General features: G+C 69.5%; 22 protein-coding genes and 1 pseudogene. 7 read left to right on the forward strand and 16 right to left on the reverse strand.

What is annotated here, in order from left to right; genetic code table 11:
* Window positions 1-53 precede the first annotated feature (53 nt).
* The 6 genes and pseudogenes from R0145_RS03595 to R0145_RS03620 all read right to left on the reverse strand — a co-directional run bounded on the left by R0145_RS03595 (window position 54) and on the right by R0145_RS03620 (window position 4,107).
* Window positions 54-836: a class I SAM-dependent methyltransferase gene (locus tag R0145_RS03595; RefSeq protein WP_317839047.1), complete on the reverse strand. Its 783-nt coding sequence runs from the start codon at window positions 834-836 to the stop codon at window positions 54-56.
* 158 nt (window positions 837-994) lie between these two features.
* Entirely contained in the window at window positions 995-1,417 is a 423-nt protein-coding gene (locus tag R0145_RS03600) for a cupin domain-containing protein (protein ID WP_317839048.1), read from the reverse strand.
* Window positions 1,418-1,453: 36 nt separating this feature from the next.
* Window positions 1,454-2,254, reverse strand: a complete 801-nt coding sequence (locus R0145_RS03605; protein ID WP_317839049.1) for a hypothetical protein — start codon at window positions 2,252-2,254, stop codon at window positions 1,454-1,456.
* A 70-nt stretch (window positions 2,255-2,324) separates the two neighbouring features.
* Window positions 2,325-3,002, reverse strand: a complete 678-nt coding sequence (locus tag R0145_RS03610; RefSeq protein WP_317839050.1) for a zf-HC2 domain-containing protein — start codon at window positions 3,000-3,002, stop codon at window positions 2,325-2,327.
* 82 nt (window positions 3,003-3,084) lie between these two features.
* Window positions 3,085-3,471 (reverse strand): annotated as a pseudogene (locus tag R0145_RS03615) (sigma-70 family RNA polymerase sigma factor); the annotation flags it as partial.
* Window positions 3,472-3,597: 126 nt separating this feature from the next.
* The gene (locus tag R0145_RS03620; RefSeq protein WP_317839051.1) at window positions 3,598-4,107 is read right to left on the reverse strand and encodes a hypothetical protein; all 510 of its coding nucleotides are present in this window, start codon (window positions 4,105-4,107) and stop codon (window positions 3,598-3,600) included.
* A 206-nt stretch (window positions 4,108-4,313) separates the two neighbouring features.
* Between R0145_RS03620 and R0145_RS03625 the strand changes: the two genes are divergently transcribed.
* From R0145_RS03625 to R0145_RS03635, 3 genes are all read left to right on the forward strand, one after another.
* Window positions 4,314-4,661: a hypothetical protein gene (locus R0145_RS03625; RefSeq protein WP_317839052.1), complete on the forward strand. Its 348-nt coding sequence runs from the start codon at window positions 4,314-4,316 to the stop codon at window positions 4,659-4,661.
* Between the two features lie 88 nt (window positions 4,662-4,749).
* Window positions 4,750-5,301: a TIGR00725 family protein gene (locus R0145_RS03630; protein ID WP_317839053.1), complete on the forward strand. Its 552-nt coding sequence runs from the start codon at window positions 4,750-4,752 to the stop codon at window positions 5,299-5,301.
* A complete protein-coding gene (locus R0145_RS03635; protein ID WP_317839054.1) occupies window positions 5,298-6,152 on the forward strand; it encodes a hypothetical protein in 855 nt (284 codons plus the stop codon). The genes R0145_RS03630 and R0145_RS03635 overlap by 4 nt, the downstream gene beginning before the upstream one ends.
* Before the next feature lie 180 nt (window positions 6,153-6,332).
* Here R0145_RS03635 and R0145_RS03640 read toward each other — a convergent pair whose 3' ends face one another.
* From R0145_RS03640 to R0145_RS03650, 3 genes are all read right to left on the reverse strand, one after another.
* Window positions 6,333-7,670, reverse strand: coding sequence for an MFS transporter (locus R0145_RS03640; RefSeq protein WP_317839055.1), 1,338 nt, complete (start codon window positions 7,668-7,670; stop codon window positions 6,333-6,335).
* Window positions 7,671-7,837: 167 nt separating this feature from the next.
* On the reverse strand, window positions 7,838-8,776 hold the full coding sequence (locus R0145_RS03645; protein WP_317839056.1) for a 3-carboxyethylcatechol 2,3-dioxygenase: 939 nt from the start codon (window positions 8,774-8,776) through the stop codon (window positions 7,838-7,840).
* A gap of 3 nt (window positions 8,777-8,779) precedes the next feature.
* The gene (locus R0145_RS03650; RefSeq protein WP_317839057.1) at window positions 8,780-10,525 is read right to left on the reverse strand and encodes a bifunctional 3-(3-hydroxy-phenyl)propionate/3-hydroxycinnamic acid hydroxylase; all 1,746 of its coding nucleotides are present in this window, start codon (window positions 10,523-10,525) and stop codon (window positions 8,780-8,782) included.
* A 248-nt stretch (window positions 10,526-10,773) separates the two neighbouring features.
* Here R0145_RS03650 and R0145_RS03655 point away from each other — a divergent pair, with 248 nt between their 5' ends.
* The gene (locus R0145_RS03655) at window positions 10,774-11,733 is read left to right on the forward strand and encodes a LysR family transcriptional regulator (RefSeq protein ID WP_317839058.1); all 960 of its coding nucleotides are present in this window, start codon (window positions 10,774-10,776) and stop codon (window positions 11,731-11,733) included.
* A gap of 93 nt (window positions 11,734-11,826) precedes the next feature.
* On the opposite strand, the gene R0145_RS03660 is transcribed toward R0145_RS03655, so the two are convergent.
* The 3 genes from R0145_RS03660 to R0145_RS03670 all read right to left on the reverse strand — a co-directional run bounded on the left by R0145_RS03660 (window position 11,827) and on the right by R0145_RS03670 (window position 13,442).
* A complete protein-coding gene (locus R0145_RS03660) occupies window positions 11,827-12,351 on the reverse strand; it encodes a hypothetical protein (protein ID WP_317839059.1) in 525 nt (174 codons plus the stop codon).
* Window positions 12,348-12,704: a PEP/pyruvate-binding domain-containing protein gene (locus R0145_RS03665; protein ID WP_317839060.1), complete on the reverse strand. Its 357-nt coding sequence runs from the start codon at window positions 12,702-12,704 to the stop codon at window positions 12,348-12,350. Before R0145_RS03665 ends, R0145_RS03660 begins: the two co-directional genes overlap by 4 nt.
* Before the next feature lie 243 nt (window positions 12,705-12,947).
* Entirely contained in the window at window positions 12,948-13,442 is a 495-nt protein-coding gene (locus R0145_RS03670) for a MarR family winged helix-turn-helix transcriptional regulator (RefSeq protein WP_317839061.1), read from the reverse strand.
* Between the two features lie 103 nt (window positions 13,443-13,545).
* Here R0145_RS03670 and R0145_RS03675 point away from each other — a divergent pair, with 103 nt between their 5' ends.
* Window positions 13,546-14,970 carry a DHA2 family efflux MFS transporter permease subunit gene (locus tag R0145_RS03675; RefSeq protein WP_317839062.1) on the forward strand — a complete coding sequence of 475 codons (1,425 nt, stop codon included), beginning with the start codon at window positions 13,546-13,548 and terminating at the stop codon, window positions 14,968-14,970.
* Window positions 14,971-15,067: 97 nt separating this feature from the next.
* On the opposite strand, the gene R0145_RS03680 is transcribed toward R0145_RS03675, so the two are convergent.
* Entirely contained in the window at window positions 15,068-15,532 is a 465-nt protein-coding gene (locus tag R0145_RS03680) for an SRPBCC family protein (protein ID WP_317839063.1), read from the reverse strand.
* Window positions 15,533-15,627: 95 nt separating this feature from the next.
* On the opposite strand from R0145_RS03680, the gene R0145_RS03685 reads away from it, so the two are divergent.
* The gene (locus R0145_RS03685) at window positions 15,628-15,783 is read left to right on the forward strand and encodes a hypothetical protein (protein ID WP_317839064.1); all 156 of its coding nucleotides are present in this window, start codon (window positions 15,628-15,630) and stop codon (window positions 15,781-15,783) included.
* 92 nt (window positions 15,784-15,875) lie between these two features.
* Here the strand turns inward: R0145_RS03685 and R0145_RS03690 are convergent, their stop codons facing one another.
* From R0145_RS03690 to R0145_RS03700, 3 genes are all read right to left on the reverse strand, one after another.
* Window positions 15,876-16,244 (reverse strand): hypothetical protein, encoded by a 369-nt coding sequence (locus R0145_RS03690; RefSeq protein WP_317839065.1) that lies wholly within the window; start codon window positions 16,242-16,244, stop codon window positions 15,876-15,878.
* 131 nt (window positions 16,245-16,375) lie between these two features.
* Window positions 16,376-17,260: an IS3 family transposase gene (locus tag R0145_RS03695; protein ID WP_317839066.1), complete on the reverse strand. Its 885-nt coding sequence runs from the start codon at window positions 17,258-17,260 to the stop codon at window positions 16,376-16,378.
* Window positions 17,257-17,547, reverse strand: a complete 291-nt coding sequence (locus R0145_RS03700) for a transposase (RefSeq protein WP_317839067.1) — start codon at window positions 17,545-17,547, stop codon at window positions 17,257-17,259. Before R0145_RS03700 ends, R0145_RS03695 begins: the two co-directional genes overlap by 4 nt.
* 43 nt (window positions 17,548-17,590) lie before the next feature.
* Between R0145_RS03700 and R0145_RS03705 the strand changes: the two genes are divergently transcribed.
* Window positions 17,591-20,284 carry a flavin-containing monooxygenase gene (locus R0145_RS03705; protein ID WP_317839068.1) on the forward strand — a complete coding sequence of 898 codons (2,694 nt, stop codon included), beginning with the start codon at window positions 17,591-17,593 and terminating at the stop codon, window positions 20,282-20,284.
* The last annotated feature ends 32 nt before the right edge of the window (window positions 20,285-20,316 follow it).

Here is a 20,316-nt window from a genome sequence, read left to right on the forward strand (position 1 = left end):
CCGCTCCGTCCGGATGGAGCCGACCGGCGAGCCGCCGCACGAATGAGCAGTCCTCAGGGCCGGCGCGCCTCGAACTCGAGGCGTACGTAGTCGATCACCGGCTCGCCCATCGCCCGGGCCACCGCGTCGACGTACCCGTCGCGGTCCTCCGCCGGCATCCCACGCACCACCTCGCCGAGGATGATCGTGGCCAGGTAGGGCCGCAGCGTCGCCCCGTCGAGCACCAGCGGATCGGGACGCAGCCGGACGGCCACGTCCACGAACCCGGCGGCGACCAGCGCGGCCCGGGTCGCCTCGACCCCGGCGAAATGGGTCGCATCGGCCGGCTCGGCGACACCCTCGACCAGCCGGCGGGCCCGGTGGACCCGCTGCAACTGGCCCTCGCCGCCGGCGTCGACGACGAACCGGCCGCCGGGACGCAGCGCTGCCGCGACGGCGCCGAACACCCGCGGGTGGTCCGGGATCCAGTGCAGCGTGGCCACACTCATCACCGCGTCCACCGGCTCGTCGAGGGTGAATCCCGCTCGCAGATCCGCCTGCCGCAGCACGACGCGGTCTGCGTACGGGGCCAGCGTCCTGGCCGCGGCGGTCAGCATCCGCGGTGAGGCATCCAGCGCGATCAGCCGACACCCCGGATGCTCGGCCAGCAGCACCGCGGCGTCACGTCCGGTGCCGCAGCCGAGCTCCAGGATCGTCTCCCCGTCGACTGCTCGCAGCCGGTCCAGCACCCGCCGGCCCCACGCCTCGTGCGGCAGGGGGAGAGCACCGTACGTCACGGCGTCCCAGTCACGGGGCGATCCGGCGGGCCGCACGGTGGCGGAGGACGCCGCGGGCACCGGTGCCGTGGATGGCGGTGGCGTGGATGGCGGTGGGGTCGTTGCCGGCTCCGATGGGGCTGCCGGGGGCGGAGTCGGCGGGAACGCCTCGCGGGACGGGTCAGTGGCCATGGGGCCATTGTTCCCGCCGGTGGTTGCAACCCGCCGCCGGTCGGACCTCAGTCGACCAGGTCGGTCTCCTGGGGATCCTCCCGGGCATCCTGGGCGGTGGCATGGCGGGTGCCCGGCTTGTGCTCCGGCGGGGCGTAGAGGGAGTAGAGCTTCAGCGGTTGATCGCCGATGTTGATCACGTTGTGGTAGCTGCCCGCCGGGATGAGGATGGCCCAGTCGTCCTCCACCTCCTGGTCGAGGGTGTAGTCGTCCTTGGCCGGGCCCATCACCACCCGGGCCCTGCCCTCCTCGATCCGGATGAACTGGTCGTGGTCGTCGTGGATCTCCCCGCCGACGTCGCCGCCCGGCTCGATCGCCATCACGGTCAGCTGCAGGTTCTTCCCGGTCCACAGTGTGTCGCGGAAGTAGGTATTGTCGGTGGTGGCGTCCTCGATGTCCACCACGTACGGGTTGGGTCCGGAGTCGGTCATGCCAGTCGTCCTTCCTCGCGTTTCGGTGGTTCGAGCCTATCCCCGGGCACTGACCGCGGGGCGGCTGGTGCCCGGACGGGACTCGATCAGCCCCCACCCGGCGGTGAGCACCAGCGGCAGGTGGAGCACTCCCATCCACCAGTAGGCCGGATGAAGCGCGAACCAGTCGAGCAGGTTGAGCAGACCGAAGAGCAGCCCGACCCAGGCGACGGTGCCCAGGGTGCGGCGGTCCACCTCGTCGGGGAAGAGCAGTAGGGTGCCGAGGACGACCGGGGTGATCATGCAGTAGGTCACCCCGGCCTCGTTGGTCAGCACGGTGCCGATCGACGGGACGAGCGAGCCGTCGACCATCGCGTACGGCATCAGCAGTGCCAGCGCCATCGGGACCAGCAGCCAGAGCCGTCCCCGGCACAGTCCCTCGCGGCGCAGCGTGGTGCGCCCGCGGACCAGATCAAGGACACACCAGACCGCCACGACGAGCATCACCACGGTGTTGCCGATCAACCAGGCGAAACCGTACGTGGTGGTGTCGGCCATGTTCTGCCCGAGGCCGACGGCCACCAGGATCGTCGCGTAGTAGCCGATCAGGGCCTGGCCCGCCCATCGCGCGCCGAGGAACGGCAGCACTGCGACCGCCAGCAGGAGCAGCTTGGCGACCGGCAGCAGTGCCGGGATCGCGGTGACGTACGGGGCCTGCAACACCTCCCGGACGACGTCGGCCGTCCGGGCCGGCTCATAGGGTCGTGCGGTGATCGCCGGTACGACGAGGACGGCGGCCAGTACGACCCGCCACCACACCCGGTGGCTGAGTGGTGCGCGTGCCTTCCGCCGCTCCATGGCACCGACTGTAGCCCGGACCCGTGGTTCTCACCTGCTACCGGAGCGGGTCATGCTGGCGGGCCGGATGTCAGTTCGTATAGGTCAGGAGTTGCCGGCCCTGGACGTCGGTGATGTCGAGGGTGCTGATCTGGCTGGCGGTGAGCGCGGTCCCGGTGCTGAACGTGACCTTTCGTCCGGGGCCCAGCTGCCAGTCGCCGAGTGGGTAGGTCGCGCCGTCGGTGCCGCGCACGGTGAGGCCGTACCGGTAGTCGGGGCTGGCAGTGTCGGTCCGGTCCCAGCAGGTGACCTCGATCTCGGTTCCCCAGGCGGTGGGCTGCAGCACGACCGTGGCGCTCAGCGGACTGGTGCCGATCGGCGTCATCGGTCGGTTGTTCAGGCTGTTGTCCAGCAGCGGGAGGGCGAGGAGGACCAGCGCGGTCAGGCATGCCGCGGCGACCGCGCCGAGGCTCCCGATGAGGGTCGTTCGGCGGCGCCGGGTGCGCCGGGCCGCCGCGAGCAGCCCCGGCAGCAGGGTCTCCGGGGCCGGGGGCGCCAGGATGTCCGGTGTGACGCTCTCGTCGAGGAGGCCGTCCAGGGCGCCTTCGTCGGCCACCGCGAGGTAGGGCAGGACACGGCGTGATTCCTCCAGCGCGGCGCGGCAGCTGGGGCACCGCTCCAGGTGCGCCTCGTACTCGGCGCGCTCGTCGGGTGACAGTGCGTCGAGCAGATACGCGGCGTCCAGATGAGCGTACGGATCCTTGCTCATGCGACACCCCCAGTTCCCCAATCGCCAGCCGGAGCGCTCGCAATGCGTAGTGAGTACGGGACTTCACCGTCCCGGGGGCGATGCCGAGCGTCTCGGCCGCCTCCGTCACGGAACTCCCCCAGAAGTAGCACTCGCGCAGGACGGCGCGGTGTTCCGGTGACAGACGTTTCAGCGCCTCCGCGACCAGGACACGGTCGACGACCAGGTCCGCGGTGTCCGGCACAGGTCGGTCCGGGACATGATCGGTGACGGTCTCGCGGCGGCTCCGCGCCGACCGGGACTCGTCGATGACGATGCGCCGTGTCACGGTGTACAGCCACGCGCGCGGTGAGCCGAGCCCGGGATCGAAGGCCTGGGGGTGCCGCCAGGCGCGCAGCAGGGTCTCCTGCACGAGGTCCTGGGCGCGGGTCGGATCACCCCTGGTCAGGCGGGAGTGCGTATCGCCACAGCGCCTGGCCGCGTTCCGCATGCAACTCGCGCAGCAACTCGGTGTCGTCCACGTACGTCTCCCGGTGTCGACCGCTCGGCACATCACCCAGTGTCCCCCTCGTCACGGGGCGTGTCTTCGTTGACGTGGTCAGTGGCCTCGACGTGATCAGTAGCCTCCGTACCCCCCGTTGCCCGCGCCGGTGGACGGCGCGGAGCTCGTGATCGGGCTTCCTGAGGGGGCGACGAGCCACCAGCGGGCGCCGAACTCGTTGCTTCCCTGCCCGGTCGTCTGCCCGGCTCCGGAGTCCTTGACGTAGTAGTACAGCGGATGGCCGTCGTAGCTGGCCTGCAGGCCACCGCCCGGGCGGTTGATGGTGCCGAGGCCGGCCGCCGTCACGCCGGCCGAGGCCTGTGGGGTCGCGTCGACGATGACCGGCTGCCAGACCCGGGCGCACGCTCCGGAGCAGGTCGACGTGCCGGCGCTGTCGGCCTCGAACAGGTACAGCGTGCGACCCTGGCCGTCCGTCAGATACGTTCCCACCGAGCCTGACCCGGTCGAAATCACGCTCGTGGTGCTGGCTGCGCTGTTTCCCGGCGGCGCCGAGCCGTAGCCCGGACCACCGGGACCAGAGGCCACCAGCCCCACCGCCGCCACCGCGAACGACAGCGTCGACATCGCCAACCGCCATCCATGTCGCTGGTCCATGGCTTTCGCCTCTCCTCGCGGCCGCCGGATGCGTGCCTCTCACCCAGGGAAACGTGGGAGGGCAGGCGATGGTTCACGGTCCGGGGCGGCTCAGAGCCGAAAGATCCGCGGCGGACCGTCCCTATCCGGAGCCGCCCCTATCACCCACTTCGCGGTCGCGGGGGGACTATGAGCGGGTGAGGTCGGACCTGCTGAGCCAGGCCGAACTGTTCCGTCTCGAAGGGATCGTCGCGATCGGCGCCGCGGCGCTGTTGCTGGTGCGGCCGGGGCGTGTCACCGCCCTGTTCGCGCTGCTGGTGGGCGGAGCCGGAGCCGTGGCGGTCCTGGCGTACACGTACGTCGATCCGGGGGCGCTCGGCCCGCTGCCGGACATGTACGAGCCGGTCTGGTTCCTGGAGAAGGTCGTCAGCCTCATCGCGCAGCTGATCGCTGTGGTGGCGGCCGGTGCCCTGGTGGTGAGGGGCATCCCGGCGAGGAGCCACCGGGCGCCCGGCCCCGGACCCGTCAGCCGGCTCGTTCGGTGAGCGCGGTCGGTCCGGCGAGGGTCGTCACGGCCAGGAGCGACGTCCGACCTGCAGGAGATCGGCCCGGGTGCGTCGGGACAATGGACCCATGACTGACCGAAGATCCCCGGCGTACGTCGCCGTGATCGGCCCCGGCAGCGCGGTGTCGCCGCAGCTGCTCGCCCAGGCCCACGAGGTCGGCCGTCTGCTGGCCGCCCGCGGCGCCGTCGTCCTCACCGGAGGCCTGGGCGGCATCATGGCCGCCGCCGCCAGCCGCGGGGCGTACGAGGCCGGCGGCACCACCGTCGGCCTGCTGCCCGGCCCCGACCGGGGTGACGGCAATCCGTACCTGACCGTCGCCCTGCCGACCGGACTGGGCGAGCTGCGCAACGGCCTGCTGGTGCGCAGTGCCGACGCCGTGGTCGCCGTGGGCTGCAGCTGGGGGACGCTCAGCGAGATCGCCCTGGCGGTCCGGACCGGCGTCCCGGTGGCGGTGATCGACTGCTGGGACCTGCCCGATGGCGAGCCGCGCCGGGTGACGAGTGCCGCCGAGGCCGTCGCCGCAGCGTTCGGTGCGGGGGAGGGACCGGCGGAGGACGAGGACCCGCACGATCGCCCGGAGCCGCCCGGCGCCACCGCCACGACGAAAGCCGACCGATGAGCCACCCTCGCAGCTCCGCCGTTGCCTGGCTGTGGCTGTCCGTCGTCGCCGCGGTGCTGGCGATCGCCGGCAACATCGTCGCGCTGTCGTGGCCGGGTTTCTACGCCGACCTCACCCCGGCGTTCCTGCCCCAGGCGTACGCCCAGGACATCGCCAACCTTGCGCTCGTCTCGCCGCTGATGCTGATCTGCGCCGGCTTGGCGCTGTGCGGGTCGGACCGCGCTTATCTGCTCTGGCTCGGCACCCTCGCCTTCACCGTCTACAACTACGTGATCTACACCTTCGCGGTGCCCTTCGGGCCACTGTTCCTGCTGTGGGTCGCGGTCCTCGGCCTGTCCACGTACGCCCTGATCGGCGGGCTGACGACGCTGGATCGTACGATCGCCCGACGGTTCACCGGCCGTCGTACCGTCACCGTGGTGGGCTGGTCGCTGATCGTCCTCGGGGCGCTGTTCGCGCTGCTGTGGCTGCGCGAGGACGTGCCCGCGCTGCTGGCCGGCACCACGCCGCAGAGCGTGGTCGACCTGGCGGTGCCGACCAATCCGGTGCACGTCCTGGATCTGGCGTTCTTTCTGCCCGCGGTGATCGGGGTCGGGGTGCTGATGCTGCGGCGCCGGCCGTTCGCCGTGGTGGTGGCGCCGGTGCCGTTGGTGTTCCTGATTCTCACCGGCGTGCCGATCCTGGTCACCCCGCTGGTGCAGAGTGCCGTCGGCCAGCCTCCCGCCTGGAGTGTGGCGGTCGTCATCGGCCCGCTCACCCTGGTCGTGACAGTGCTCCTGATCTGGCTGCTGGCATCGATCGGTGCCCCTGACCGGCGGGCCGCGGACCGGACCAGCGGCGAGGGCCGGTGACACCGACGGTGTCACCGGCCCCAACGCAGTCGTCGCCCAGCAGGCCTACAGGTGCGTTTCGCCCGTACGCTTGTGTTCGACTACCAGCACAACCGCGCGGGCGAAACCTACAGGTGGCGGAGACCGGTACCGAAGCACAGGGCGACAACAGACCCGGCACACCGGCTCCGCGTGACCGGATCAGTCGACCAGGTTGGCCTCGACGAACCGCTCGGTGTGGGTCTGCTGGTGCCGGGTCTCGCGGGACAGCACCACCGCCAGCCCGCTGATCACGAAGAACACCGACATGTAGAGCGCCAGGCTGGTGGTGTCCCGGCCCTGCCCGACGAACTGGTCGGCGATCAGCGGGGCCAGGCCACTGCCGATCAGCGAGCCGAACTGGTAGGTCAGCGAGACACCGGTGTAGCGGGCGTTCGGGTCGAACTTCTCGCCGAGGAACGCGCCGATCGGCCCGTACATCGATGCCTGCAGGATCGGGTTGCCGACGATGAACGCCAGCCCGATCAGCAGCGGCTGGTTGGTGTTGAACAGGGCGAACATGCCCCACAGCCCGACGGCCGACAGGATCGCCCCGCCGATCATCACCGGCCGGCGGCCGAGCCGGTCGGACAGCCAGGCGGAGGCCGGGATGGCAAAGACGTGCAGGAAGTTGGACACGGTGAGCATCATCAGCGCGTCCTGACGGCCGACCGCGCCACCGGCGACGACGTACGGCACCGCCCAGACCGCGAGCAGACCCTGCAGGAACAGCGGGGCGCCGGTGGCGAGGATGCCGAGCACGACCTCCTTGCGGTACTTGGTCCACATCTCCACGATCGGGACGTTGGTGCGCACCTCACCACGGCGCCGGGCCTCCTCGAACTCCGGCGACTCGTGGATCTGCGAGCGCAGGTAGAGGCCGACCAGGACGACGACGAAGGAGAGCAGGAAGGGGATGCGCCAGCTGGCCCACCAGATGTCGGGGGCCAGCATGAAGTCCTTGCGGCCGGAGAACAGGCCGAGGACCAGGGTGGCCAGCACCGCGCCCATCGGCGCGCCGGCGACGGCCACGGAGGCGCCGAAGCCCTTCTTGCCGTGCTCGGAGTGCTCCATCGACATCAGGGTGGCGCCGGCCCACTCACCGCCGACGGCGATGCCCTGGATGACGCGCAGGACCACCAGGATGACCGGCGCGGCGACACCGATCTGTGCCGAGCCCGGCATCAGGCCGATGGAGACCGAGACGAGGCCCATCACCAGCAGGGTGATGAAGAGCATCCGCTTGCGGCCGAACTTGTCGCCGAAATGGCCGAAGAGCAGACCGCCCAGCGGACGCGCCGCGTAGCCGGTGAAGAGGATGACGTAGGAGAGCGTGGTCGCCAACGCCACCGGCAGGTTGGCGAAGAACAGCTTCGGGAAGACGAGGCCGGCGGCCGCGCCGTACAGCAGGAAATCGTAGTACTCCACGGCTGAGCCGATGAAGCTCGAGGCGCGGGCCTTGAGGGTCTGGCCGGACGTACCGGCGGTGGTGGTGGACATATGGCTCCTCAGGGATGCCGTGTCCCGGCGGACCGGGGCAAGGGGGGACAACGTTGTCGATCTGGGGGGTCTGTTGAGATCTGGGGGGTCTGTTGAGATCTGGGGGTCTGTTGAGGTGGGGCGTACGGGTGGCGTACGCCCCCCGGGGTGGGCCGGGGCCGGTGGAATCAGGCGGTGGTGGCGAAGAGTGCCCCGAAGCCGGCGATCCACTCGGGGATCGCGCGGTAGTAGCGCTCCTGGACCGAGTACGGCCCGGCGGTCCGCATCGCCGAGCAGGCGGCCACCCAGCAGCGGACCTCGTGGCTGGAGTGACCGGCCTCGGTGGTCATCCGGGCCGCGGTGTAGGCGTCGAAGTCCTCGACCCGGCCGGCGGCGCAGACGTCCAGGAACGCCGTGTCCCACTCCGGGTTGAGGTCCTGGATCGTCGCCTCGCCGGCGGCGAAAGCCAGGCCGGTGCTGATCGTCCGCTGCTGGCGGGCCGCCCGGGCCTCCGGGGTGGGGTGGCGCCCCTGGAGCAGGAACGTACGTTGCGCCTCGGTCGCCTCGGCCCAGCGCGGCACCGGCGGGTCGTGGGAGAGGCCGCCGGAGCCGATCAGCAGCACCCGCTCGTCCAGGCTCGCCAGGTAGCGGCCGAGCGCCTCGCCCATCAGCCGGATCCGGCTCATCGGGACGAACGGCTCGGCCACCCCGTTGACGAAGACCGGCACGGTGGGGTAGCGGTCGATGCCGCCGAGCACCAGTTCGGGGATCTGCACCGCGCCGTGGTCCAGTTCGGCACCGCGGCTGATCGTCATGTCGATCCCGGCGTCGGCGGCGTGCTGGGCCATCCCGGCGGCGATCTCCTCCGGCACCCGGAACGGGCCGGCGGCGGTGTCGAAGTCACCCACGGCCGTGCCGGCGTAGCAGATCGCGAACGGTGGCATCAGGTCGTAGAAGAAGCCGTTGTAGTGGTCCGGCCCGAAGGAGACCACCAGGGTCGGGTCGACCTCGGCGACGAAGGCCCGGGCCCGGTCGAACAGGGCGTCGACCTCCGCCCGTACTTCGGCGCCGGGATCGTTGAACCCCATCAGCGGGGTGTGCGACATGCACAGCAGCGACAGCGACATGGCTCAGACCCCAGCCGTCTCGTGGGCGGCGGCGGTCGTCTCCGGGCCAGCGAACGTCCGTACGGCGTGGGCCGCCGTCAGCGCCGCGTGGAAGGCCTTCGGCAGGTCCTGCGCCAGGCAGGCCACGGCCACGAAGTGGTCGGGCCGGATTGCCACTGCGCCGACGGACCGGACGTCGAACCAGGACTTCAGCGCATTGGTGGTGTCGCCGACGACGATCGAGGTGGCGCCGAACTGCTCCTCGGCCCAGGGCCGCTGGGTCTCCGAGATGAAGGTGACGAAGCTGCCGCCGAGGCGGCGGAACAGCGCCACGTCCTCGGCGCCGAGCAGCCGGGTCGGGTCGTTGCCCCAGGCGGCGATGGTCCACCAGTCGCCCAGCACGTCGTCGAGCCGGACGTTCGTACGATCCGCGGTGATGACCCGCGGCTGGATGAACTGCAGCCCGACCGGGGAGGTCTTCTCCACGGTGTTGCGGAACGGGATGAACCGCCCGCCGCCGACCCGGGCCTCGGCGGTGCCGGGCCGCAGCGTTTTCTGGTCCACGACCACGCCGCTGCTGTAGCGCGGGATCGGCTTGAACCGCATGTCGGTGAAGTACTCCTTCACCTGCGGCAGCACGTTCATTGCCGAGGCGGCGGTGTCGCGGAGGAAGGCGAGGGTCCGGTCGGTCGGCTTGATGATCGAGCCGAAGGTCATCGACAGGTCGATCATCGCCTTGGCGTGGTCGGTGCGTTCGGTGGTGTAGGTGTCGAGGATCGCCTCGTCGGTCTGGCCCTTGATCACCGAGGCGAGCTTCCAGCCGAGGTTGGTGGCGTCACGGACGCCGGAGTTCCAGCCCTGGCCCATCCACACCGGCATCAGGTGCGCGGCGTCGCCGGCGATCAGCACCCGGCCCTTGCGGAAGGACGAGGCGATCCGACCATGGTGGGTGAAGACCCGGCGGCGGATGACGTCGAGCTGGGTCGAATCCGGCACGTGGTCCTTCAGCAGTTCGGCGACGAAGGCGTCGTCCTCGACCTTCTCCGAGGGCTCGTCGTCGAAGAGCATGAACTCCCAGCGCCGCACCGCGTGCGGCAGGCCGATCGACACGTACGGGCGGGCCGGGTCGGCACCGAGGTAGACGTTCGGGGTGCCCAACGGATCGTTGTTGACGTCGATCACCACCCAGCGGGTGGACGGCGACTTGCCCTCGAACCGGACGCCCATCCACTTGCGGGTCGGCGACTTGCCGCCGTCGCAGCCGACGAGGTACTTCGCGTCGATGGTCACGGTCTCGGTGCCGCCGTCCGCCAGCGCGTGCTCCACGGTCGCGGTGACCGTGTCGGTGCCCTCGGCGATGTCCACCAACGAGTGACCGAAGCGCACCTCGACGCCCGGGTAGCGGGACAGGCCCTCGTACAGTGCGTTGTCGACCTCGGGCTGGAGGAAGCCGTGCTTGCGCGTCCAGCCGTACGGCTCGCCCTTGGGGTCGTTGGTGAGGATGACGTCGCCGTGGCCGTTGACCAGCCGCATCACGTGCTGGGGCACCGTGAAGGGCAGCACCTCCTCGGCCAGGCCGATGGACTGGATCGTCCGGAACGACTCGTCGTCGAGACCGACGCCGCGGGGATAGTCGATCAGCGAGGGCAGCTGCTCGACCACGATCGCCGTGACGCCGTACTTGCCGAGGAAGTTCGCCAGGGTCAGGCCCACCGGTCCGGCGCCGGCGATCAGGACGTCAGTGGTCACGGTTTCGGCGGTCACGGTCATCGGGAAACTCCTTCGTCGTTGAGCGGAATGAGCTCCATGGTGGGGTGAGGTGCATCACTCTGTGTGGCCCGTGTCACGTTCCGGCACGCGGAACAACTGGGTCTTGTAACATCACAAAGGATCGTTGTGGGAGGGCTGTGGGTCGTCGGCAGAGCGCGGCGGTCGTCAGCAGGCGTGGGTCGTCAGCGGGCGCGCCCGGTCGTGCGGCGGCCGTCAGCAGGCGTGGGGCGACCGGGAACGGAGGGCGGATGGACAGCGACGACGTGGACACCCGGCTGGTGCGGGCCTACCTCGCGGTGGCGCGGGAGGGCAGCTTCACCCGCGCCGCGGCGGTGCTCGGGGTCACCCAGCAGGCGGTCAGCCACCAGGTGCGCCGACTGGAGGATCTGCTCGGGCAGCGGCTCTTCGTCCGGCACGGCGCCGGGGTGGCGCTGACCGCGAAGGGTTTCGACCTGCGTCCGCAGGCCGAGGCGCTGGTCCGGGCCGCCGACGTGATGTTCCGGCGGGCCCGCGGCGCCGAGGGGGTGATCCGGGTCGGTGAGATCCGCGGCCGGCGGATGATGCAGGAGGTGTGGGCCAGCCATCGGCGGCACCGGCCGCAGGACGTCGTCAGCGTCCAGGACCTCACCGGGGAGGAGCAGGTGGAGGCACTGCTGGCCGGCCACCTCGACATCGCGATGGACCGGCTCACCGAGGAACTGCCGGGGATCGCCCAGACCCCGCTGCGGTTCGACCCGCTGATGGTGATGACCGTACGCGAGCTCGACCATCCGACCCTGCGCAGCACCCGGTTGGGCAACGCGTTCACCTCCCGGGAGCGGTTCCGCGGCTGGCAGAAGTTCTGCTCGGTGGTGCAGGAGGAGCTCAACCTGGTGTTCGAGCGCGTCCCGCACGACATCACCATGCTGGAGGCGATCGGGCAGGGCCAGATCCGCGGGGCCTATCCGCCGGTCGTCGCGCTGCAGGGGCTGCGGGACTACCCGGGTGCGGAGGGCTTCACCTTCCAGTGGTTCGAGGACGTGCAGCCGTATTTCGCCTGGTCACTGCTGTGGCGGACCGACGAGACCCGCTCGGAGGTGCTGGCCTTCGTCGACACCGCCCGGGACGTGGCCCGGGCCAAGGGATGGCTCCGGTTGGCGCCCGGTGCGGCCCCGGCCTGGTTCCCCTCCGACGGGGTGCTCGGGGCCGCGGACGCGGAGCCGGCGTAGCCAGTCGGCTGCCCGCCTCCGATTCCTGGATCGATGGTTGAACTCACCCGGCAATCCAGGAATGGCGCGGCGACCTCATGGTCGCGCGAGGTCTCAGAGGTGCTCGACCAGCCCCGCTCCCCAGGCGCGGGCCCGCTCCGACTCGCCGTCGAGCAGCGGCCCGGGCGTGCCCGCCACCCAGAAGGTCTCGCCTCGCTCGACGTCCGGGATGCCGCGGCCGTGCAGGGCCTTCGCGGCGCTCCTGGCCGCCGAGCCGGGCACGAAGGCCTTCTTGACCTTGGTGTCGAAGGTGACCACGGTGACGTGCGGGGGCACCGACGCCTTGGCGATCCACTCCCGTACGCCGGTGGCCTTGCGGGCGGGATCGGTGTCCTGTGCCTTCTCCAGGGCGTCCTCCCGGGTCGATTCCCGGCTCATCGAGAGGGCATGGGTGGGGCCGCCCAGGACCAGCAGGGTGACGTCGTCGGGCAGGGCCTCGGGGGCCTCGGTGACTTCCTGGAGGGTCAGCGGGACGCTGTCGCCGCGCTGCGTCAGTGCTTCGCGCAGGCCGTCGGCCACTGCCTCCGCGATCGATTTCGTGTTGCCGAACATGGACTCGTAGACCACGAGAACGCTCATGGGTCCAGCGTCCCATCGGTGGGGGACACGACGGGAGGGCCGGTGCGCCCGGTTCCCGAGAGCTGCATCACGTCCGGGTCAGAGCAGCTCCACGTACCCGTCGGTGCCGTTGACACGGCTCCGCCGATGCCCTTGGTGTCGTCGGCACCGAGGCGGGACAGCCCCTCGAGCAGCGCAGCCAGTGCCGGGTCGCCGGCGACGGCGTCCGTATGCGCGTCGGTGGTGATGCAGAATCCCTCGGGCACCCGCACCCCGTCGATCCGGGACAGTTCTCCCAGATTGGCGCCCTTGCCACCGGCGACCGCGATCATCGTCGCGTCGAGCTGCTCGAACCCCAGCACGTATCCGGTCATCCATGTCTCCCATCGCCCGACCTGCCACGCCGGGCCGGTGCGGCTCGGCAGCCCAGTGCGTGACCGGGTGAGGCCCCGGCGCGAGTCGGTGGTCCTTGTCCACCGACTATCCACTGTGCAGCATGAACGCCCAGTTGACTCTGAGTTCGGCGAACCGGCCACCCGGTGGTCGGCGCAGACCGTACGACCCGCGCCGGCCGGTGGAGGCTGGGCCCGGGCCCCTCCGCGCCGGCGGCGTTCGCCTCACGAGCCGGCCGGGCTTGTCCGCGGCTGCTGATCCTGGGGTGTGTCGAGGGCGGCGAGGAGAGCGACAGCTGCTGTGACGTCGGTCGACTCCGGGAGGAGGGTTTCGAGCAGGCTGCCCCATTCGGCCCGGACCCGAGCGGCGATCTGCCGGGCCTCGTCGGTCAGGTTCAGGTGGGCCACGCGTCCGTCGTGCGGGTCGGCCGTCCTGGTCACCAGGCCCTTGGCCTCCAGTGAACGAAGTCCCGCGCTGGCATTGCTGCCCTGCATGACGAGGTCCGCGGCGACCTGGGTACGGCTGGTCCCGGGGTGGTCATCGACGTACCGCAGCAGCATGCTCTCCACCGCGCCGAGCGGGGTGATCCCCGGGTCCTGGAAGCGGTGTGCCTCGATCCTGCGGGCGACGCGGACGATGAGGTCGGCCAGTTGGCCGAGCTGGGTGACCCGATCGGGCGCGTCGGGCGCATCGGGTGCGGGGGGCGCGGCACTGCACATGGAGCTGACCTGCCTGTTCACTAGATACATATGATATTATACGTATATCCGACGACCTTTGATGCCGGTCGGTACCAGCCATTCCTCCCGGAAAGGTCTTCCCTTGGCAACCCCCATGAAGCCGTCCCACCCGTTCCTGGTCCTGCTCGGGCCGCTCATCTCCGGGTTCATCGGCCTGTTCAGTGAGGCGGCCCTGAATATCGCTCTGCCGGACTTCATGGGCATCTTCCGGATCAGCGCGGCGACGGTGCAGTGGCTGACGACCGGGTACCTGCTTGTCGTCGGCGTGCTGTTGCCGATGTCGAGCCTGCTCGTCCGCTGGTTCACCACCCGGCAGTTGGTGTTCACCACCCAGGTCGCGTTCGTCGTGGGCGCTGTCGTCAGTGGCCTGTCCGGAAGTTTCGGCATGCTCCTCGTCGGACGACTCATCCAGGGCATCGCCACCGGCATCCTCATTCCGCTCATTGTCAGCACCGCCGTCGCCGCGTTCCCTCCGCAGCGGCGGGGGCGGGCAATGGGCCTCATCGGGTTGGTCCTCATGTTCGCTCCTGCCATCAGTCCGGTCGTCGCCGGCCTGATCCTGGAGCTGGCGAGCTGGAAATGGATCTTCTGGATGATGCTCCCGTTCGTGGTGGCCTCGTTCATCGTCTCGGTCATCTTCCTGCGCAACGTCCGGGAGATCACCCGACCCCACGTCGACGTGGCGTCGATCGTCCTGTCGACAGCGGGCTTCGGGCTGTTCGTCTTCGGTCTGAGCTCGATCGCCGACCAGGGCTGGTCCAGCCCGCTCGTCTACGGCAGTCTCGTCGTCGGTGTGATGGCCCTGGTGCTGTTCGTACGGCGGCAGCTGCGCCTGACCGATCCCGTCCTCGATGTCCGGGCTTTCACCCGGCGCAACTTCTCGGTGGCCGCGGCGACCATCTTCGTCAACGGCGCCCTGGTCCTGAGCGTCATCTACCTGATCCCGATGTACCTCCAGCAAGGCCTGGCCGTCGGGGCCCTGGCTGCCGGGCTCGTCATGCTCCCGGGTGGGCTTGTCAACGGAGTCTTCTCGGTCTGGGCGGGCCGGGCGACCGACCTCCACAAGCCCTGGGTTCTTGCCCGGATCGGCTTCGGCGTCGCGATTGTCGGCGGCCTGCTCTTCCTGCTCATCGGTGCCGGCACGCCGATCTGGCTGCTGATCCTCGCCCACAGTGTCGTCATGGTCGGTGTCCCGATCGCCATGACGTCGGGTCAGACCTACGGACTCAACTCGCTGCCGAGCAGCCTCGGCGCCGACGGAAGCACCATCGTCAGCACTCTGCAGCAGATCGGTGGGGCCGTCGGCACCGCGCTCGGCGCCAATCTGCTCAGTGTGGGCACACAGTCCGCTCCGCCAGTCGCGACCGTCGCCGCAGCTACAGTCACCGGGGTGCGGTACGGCTTCTTGTGCGCCCTCGTCCTGGCGGCCGTCGGACTCGTCCTTGCCTGCCTGTTCCGGACTCCCCAGCACGCCTCGGCGGGGGATCGGAGGGAGGTGACAGGCTAGGTCAGCGGCCGGCCCGAGGCCTCCGCGATACAGGCGTCCGCAGGGTGCTTCGTGGTGACGAGTCGCAGAGCCTCGATGGGATGGTGGGGTGGAGTTGTCAGTCGGCGTTGGTCGCCGCGATGCGGATCTCCTCCAGCTCCCGTCGCAGCATCCGCCGGGTGAACGCGGCGCCGAGCGGGCCCATCACCGTCCACAGCACCCGCTGCAGCCGGGAGGCCCCCGGCTGGTCGGCGGCGAAGGTGATGGTGAGCAGGGTGCCGCCACCCTGCGGGTTGAGCTCCATCGTCGTGGTGTAGAAGACCCCCTCGGCGACCGAGCTGACGACCGTACGGACCTCGGGGACCGCTTCCGCGACCTCCAGTTCCTGGGTCTCGGTGCGGCCCAGCATCGTCCGTGTCTCCCGCCAACGGGTGCCGACGTCGTACGGCCCCTCGGTGAGCCGTTCCACCGCGGTGATGCTCGGGATCGTCGTGGTCGCGTGGTCGAGGTCGGTGAGCACCCGCCACACCCGTTCGGGACGGGCGGCGACGGTGCCGCTGACGGTGATGGAGTGTCCTGCCACGTCGGGTCCTTCCGGGAGGGGATATCAGCGGCAGCCTAGGCGACCGTCGGGCCGGGCCGCAGGGTTCGCGGCGTGTTCACCTTTCGGCTACCTCGGTGCCATCGCTCGGTCTCTTCAACCGCTGGACCGCCCGGGCCGGTGTCACGATCGGCAGCGGCATCGCCCGCCGGTTCGGCGAGAACGACGGTGTGTTGCACTGCACGTACGCCATCACCGGCCCACTGACCAAGTTCCTGGCTAACCGACCCTGACCCGACTCTCCGGCGCACAATGCGCCGAGGTGGTTCACCACCTCTTCATGATGGGCCATCTCGGCGTTGCCGTCACTCACGGAAATCCCCCGCTATGTCTCGCTTGTGTAGTTTGCGGGAGCGTCGATGACATCGAGGATCTCTCGTGCTACCCAGTAGATTCGTCCACCTCGACCGATACTTCCTATCTCTGTCAACCAGGAAAGTTCGACAGCCTTGGCGATGAGGTTCCGTGCGCCTTGGTTGGTCAAGCCTGTCTTCCGTTCGACCGACTTGACTGTGACGAATGGGTTGGCGAAGAGAATGTTGGCGAGGCTGGGCAAGCGTGACCTGGTGGCTGCCGCCGTATTCAGGTATTTTTCCCTGATCTGAATGAGTCGGATGGATCGGGTGTTGGCGTCTGTCGCCTGCTCGGTGACCGCGTGTGCGGGGTCATACCCGCAGGTGAGGCTGGTCACCATCGACAGAGCCGTCGATGGGAAGAAAGGGACCACCCAGATGACCGATCCTCAGGCCACCGGCCGCACCGCCCCCGCCGCGCAGGACGTGGCGGACACGCAGACTGGAGTGTTTCCGTTAAAGTAGACAGAGTTTAGCTGGCGAGTTCGTAGAGGTGTCTATATCCTAGTTCGAATTCTTCTGGTGTCAAGTATTCGAGTGCGGAGTGGCGGCGTGTGCGGTTGTAGTACTCCTCGATCCAGCTGAATGTTGCTTTCTTCAACGACTGCAGGTCCGGCCAGGGGCGGGTGTGGATCAGTTCCTTCTTGTAGCTGGCAAAGAACGACTCGGATACGGCGTTGTCGTAGCAGATCCCGGTCCGACCCAGGGAACGGCGAATCTTGTGCTTCTTGCAGTAGGCGGCGAAATCCTGCGAGGTGTATTGCGTTCCACGATCGCTGTGAAATATCACGCGTCGAGGTGGCCTGCGGTGCTTGACTGCCATATCCAGCGCATCGGTGACCAGAGACGTTCGCATGTGGGTATCGAGTGCCCAGCCAACAACCTTGCGTGAGTGCAGGTCGATCACGGTCGCCAGGTAGGCCCACCCGTTCCAGGTCTTGATGTAGGTGATATCACCACACCATTTCTGGTTCGGTTTCTTGGCGCTGAAGTCGCGGGCGATCAGGTCGGGCGCCGGCACGGGCCGGTCTCCGGGCTCGGTGGTGCGCTTCCAGACCCTGGGGTGGCGTCCCTGCAGACCGAGGGCACGCATGAGGCGCCACACGCGCCTGCGACCGACGTAGTAACCAGCGGCGGCGAGTTCGGCATGGATCCGGCGCACGCCCGGGTTACCGGCCAGCGCGTCGAAGTAGCCCTTGATCAGCCGGGACAACTTCGCGTCGGCGTGCTCGCGTTCCGACGGCGATATTGAGCGCCATTTGTAGTAGCCCGATCTGGAGACGCCGAGTTGATCGCACATGAACGTGACGGGGTAGGCGCTCGAGTCGGCCCAGTCCGCGATCGCGGCGAAGATCACCGCTGGTCTTTCGCGAACCAGGCAGCTACTTTTTTTGCGAACTCCGCCTCCATCCGCAGCCGCTTGTTCTCCTCGCGAAGGCGCTCGAGCTCGGCTCGTTCGTCGCCGTTCAGTTCACGGTCAGGCTGCTTTCCCTCGTCGCGTGCCTTCTTCACCCATTTCCCCAAGGTCATCTCGTGGACGCCGATACTGCGGGCAACATCAGGGTTCGTTCGGCCACCATCGATGACCAAGGATACCGCGTTCGCTTTGTACTCATCGGTGAAGCGTCGCCGGGTCGATCCCATGATGTGGTTCCCTTTCGTTCAGGAACCCGCAGATAAACTCCCTGTGTCCACCAATCCGGAAACGGTCCAGACCGCCCAGGGCACGCCCGCCGCCATCACCCAGGCCACCTCCGTCAGCGCGGCCGCCGCCGTCACCGACGACACCTCCGGCGTCCATGACCACGCCGTGATCGTCATCGGTGCCGGGTTCGCCGGTATCTACGCGATCCACACGTTCCGCGACCGACTGGGCCTCGACGTGCTCGGCTTTGACGCCGCCGGCGATGTCGGTGGCACCTGGTACTGGAACCGCTATCCGGGCGCCCGAGTGGACATCGAGAGCGTCCACTACTCCTACTCCTTCGACCCGGAGCTGCAGCAGGAGTGGCACTGGACCGAGAAGTTCGCCGCCCAGCCGGAGATCCTGCGGTACCTCAACCACTGCGCCGACCGCTACGACGTCCGCCGCAGCATCCGCTTCGGCACCCGGGTCGTCGAGGCCAGCTGGGACGGGACCGTCGACCGGTGGCGGGTTCGGACCGACGCGGGTGAGGCGCACACCGCCCGCTGGCTCGTCTCCGGCGCCGGCACCCTGTCGGTGCCCAAGACGCCCGAGTTCCGCGGCATCGAGGACTTCGCGGGTCGTACGCTGCTCACCGGCAACTGGCGTGAGGATGTCGATCTGACCGGCAAGCGGGTCGGCATCATCGGCGTCGGGTCCAGCGGCATCCAGGCGATCAGCGAGATCAGCAAGGTCGCCGACGCGCTGTACGTGTTCCAGCGCACCCCGAACTACGCCACCCCGATCGGCAACCACCCGACCGACCCGGCCGAGGAGGCCGCCGACAAGGCCCGCTACGCCGAGCTGCGGGACGCCTCCCGCCATCACTTCCTCGGCGTCCCGTACGCCGACGTCCAGCCATCGGCGCTGGCGGTGTCGGCGGAGGAGCGCCGCGAGGTGTTCGACGACCGCTGGGACCGTGGCGGCTTCCGGTTCTTCATCGACAGCTTCGGCGACATCCTGTTCGACAAGGCCGCCAACGACACCGCCGCGGACTACGTTCGCGACCGGATCCGCGAGCGGGTGACCGACCCGGGCACCGCCGAGCTGCTCTGCCCGACCGACTACCCGTACGGCACCAAGCGCCCGCCGCTGGAGACCGACTACTACGAGGCCTACAACCGGCCCGGCACCCGGCTCGTCGACGTGAAGGCCAACCCGATCGACACCATCGTGCCGAACGGGGTACGGCTGGCCGACGGCACCGAGTACGACGTCGACGTGCTGATCCTGGCCACCGGCTTCGATGCCTGCACCGGCCCGCTGCTGGCGATGAACATCACCGGCCGCGACGGGGTACGCCTGGCCGATGCGTGGGCCGACGGCCCGCAGACCTACCTCGGGCTGACCATGGCCGGCTTCCCGAACCTCTTCGCCGTCACCGGCCCGCAGAGTCCGTCGGTGCTCTACAACATGCCGCTGGCGATCGAGGATCACATCGACGTCATCGCCGACGCGATCAGCTACATGCGCGAGCACGGCCACACCGTGATGGAGGCCACCGCGCAGGCGCAGGACCAGTGGGTATACGAGACGAACGCGCTGTGCGACCTGACGCTGCTGCCGACCTCGGCCTCGTCCTGGTACATGGGGGCGAACGTCCCGGGCAAGCCCCGTCGGGTACTGGTCTACCTCGGAGGTGCGCCGCGCTACCGCGCGATCTGCGACAACGTCCAGCGCAACGACTACCGGGGCTTTGCGTTTGCGTCGACCAGCGCCGGCCTGGGGTCCGATGCCGCGTCGCCCGCCCTGGACCCCTCGCTGATTTTCATCGTCGAGGCGCTGCGGGCGCAGGGCTTCACCGGCTTCCCGGACGCCGGCGTCGACGGCAGCCGGGCCGCCGTCGAGGGCTTCGTGGACCTGCAGGCTCCGAGGAAGGAGGTCGGCGCGGTCGTCGACCGGGCGTACGGGACCGATCCGGAGCAGCGGCTGCGGATCTTCGTGCCCGAGGGGGAGGGCCCGTTCCCGGTCGCGGTGTACATCCACGGCGGCGGTTTCGTCACCGGCAGCATCGAGGTGGTCGACGAGGTGGCGCGCGACCTGGCCCGTCGGGCCGGGGTGGTCGTCGTGACGCCCACCTACCGTCGGGCGCCGGAGCATCGGTTCCCGGCCGCCCACGACGACGCGTACGCCGCTCTGCGCTGGGCGGTCGACCACATCGCGGCGTACGGCGGCGACCCCACCCGCCTCGGCATCGCCGGCGACTCCGCCGGCGCCATGCTCGCCGCCGCAGGGGCGATCCGGGCCCGGCAGGATGGGGTCGCGTTGTCGGCGATGCTGCTGGTCAACCCGCTGGTCAACCCGGTCGCCGACACCCCGTCACGCCGGGAGTACGCCGAGGGCTACGTGATCGAGCTCGCCGACCTGCAGTGGTTCGGCGCGCAATACCTCAACGGCCCGGATGAGCTGGCCGACCCGCGGCTGGCCCTGGACACCGCCGACCTGGTCGGTCTGCCCCCGACGCTGATTCTCACCAGTGAGTACGACACGCTGCGCGACGAGGCCGAACAGTTCGCCGAGCAGTTGATCGGCGCCGGGGTGGAGACGAGCGTGCAGCGCTTCGACGGGATGACCCACGACGCCTTCCTCCTGTCGGGTGCGGTGCCCCGCTGCGTCGAACAGCGGGTCGCTGCAGGCGACTTCCTGCGTCGCGCGCTGGTCGAGGCGGTCGGCGAGCCGGCCTCCACCGTGGCGTGACCTGACCGTGTCGAGGGCGGGCGTTCGGTGGC

This window comes from Raineyella sp. W15-4 (assembly GCF_033170155.1).
GTDB lineage: Bacteria > Actinomycetota > Actinomycetes > Propionibacteriales > Propionibacteriaceae > Raineyella.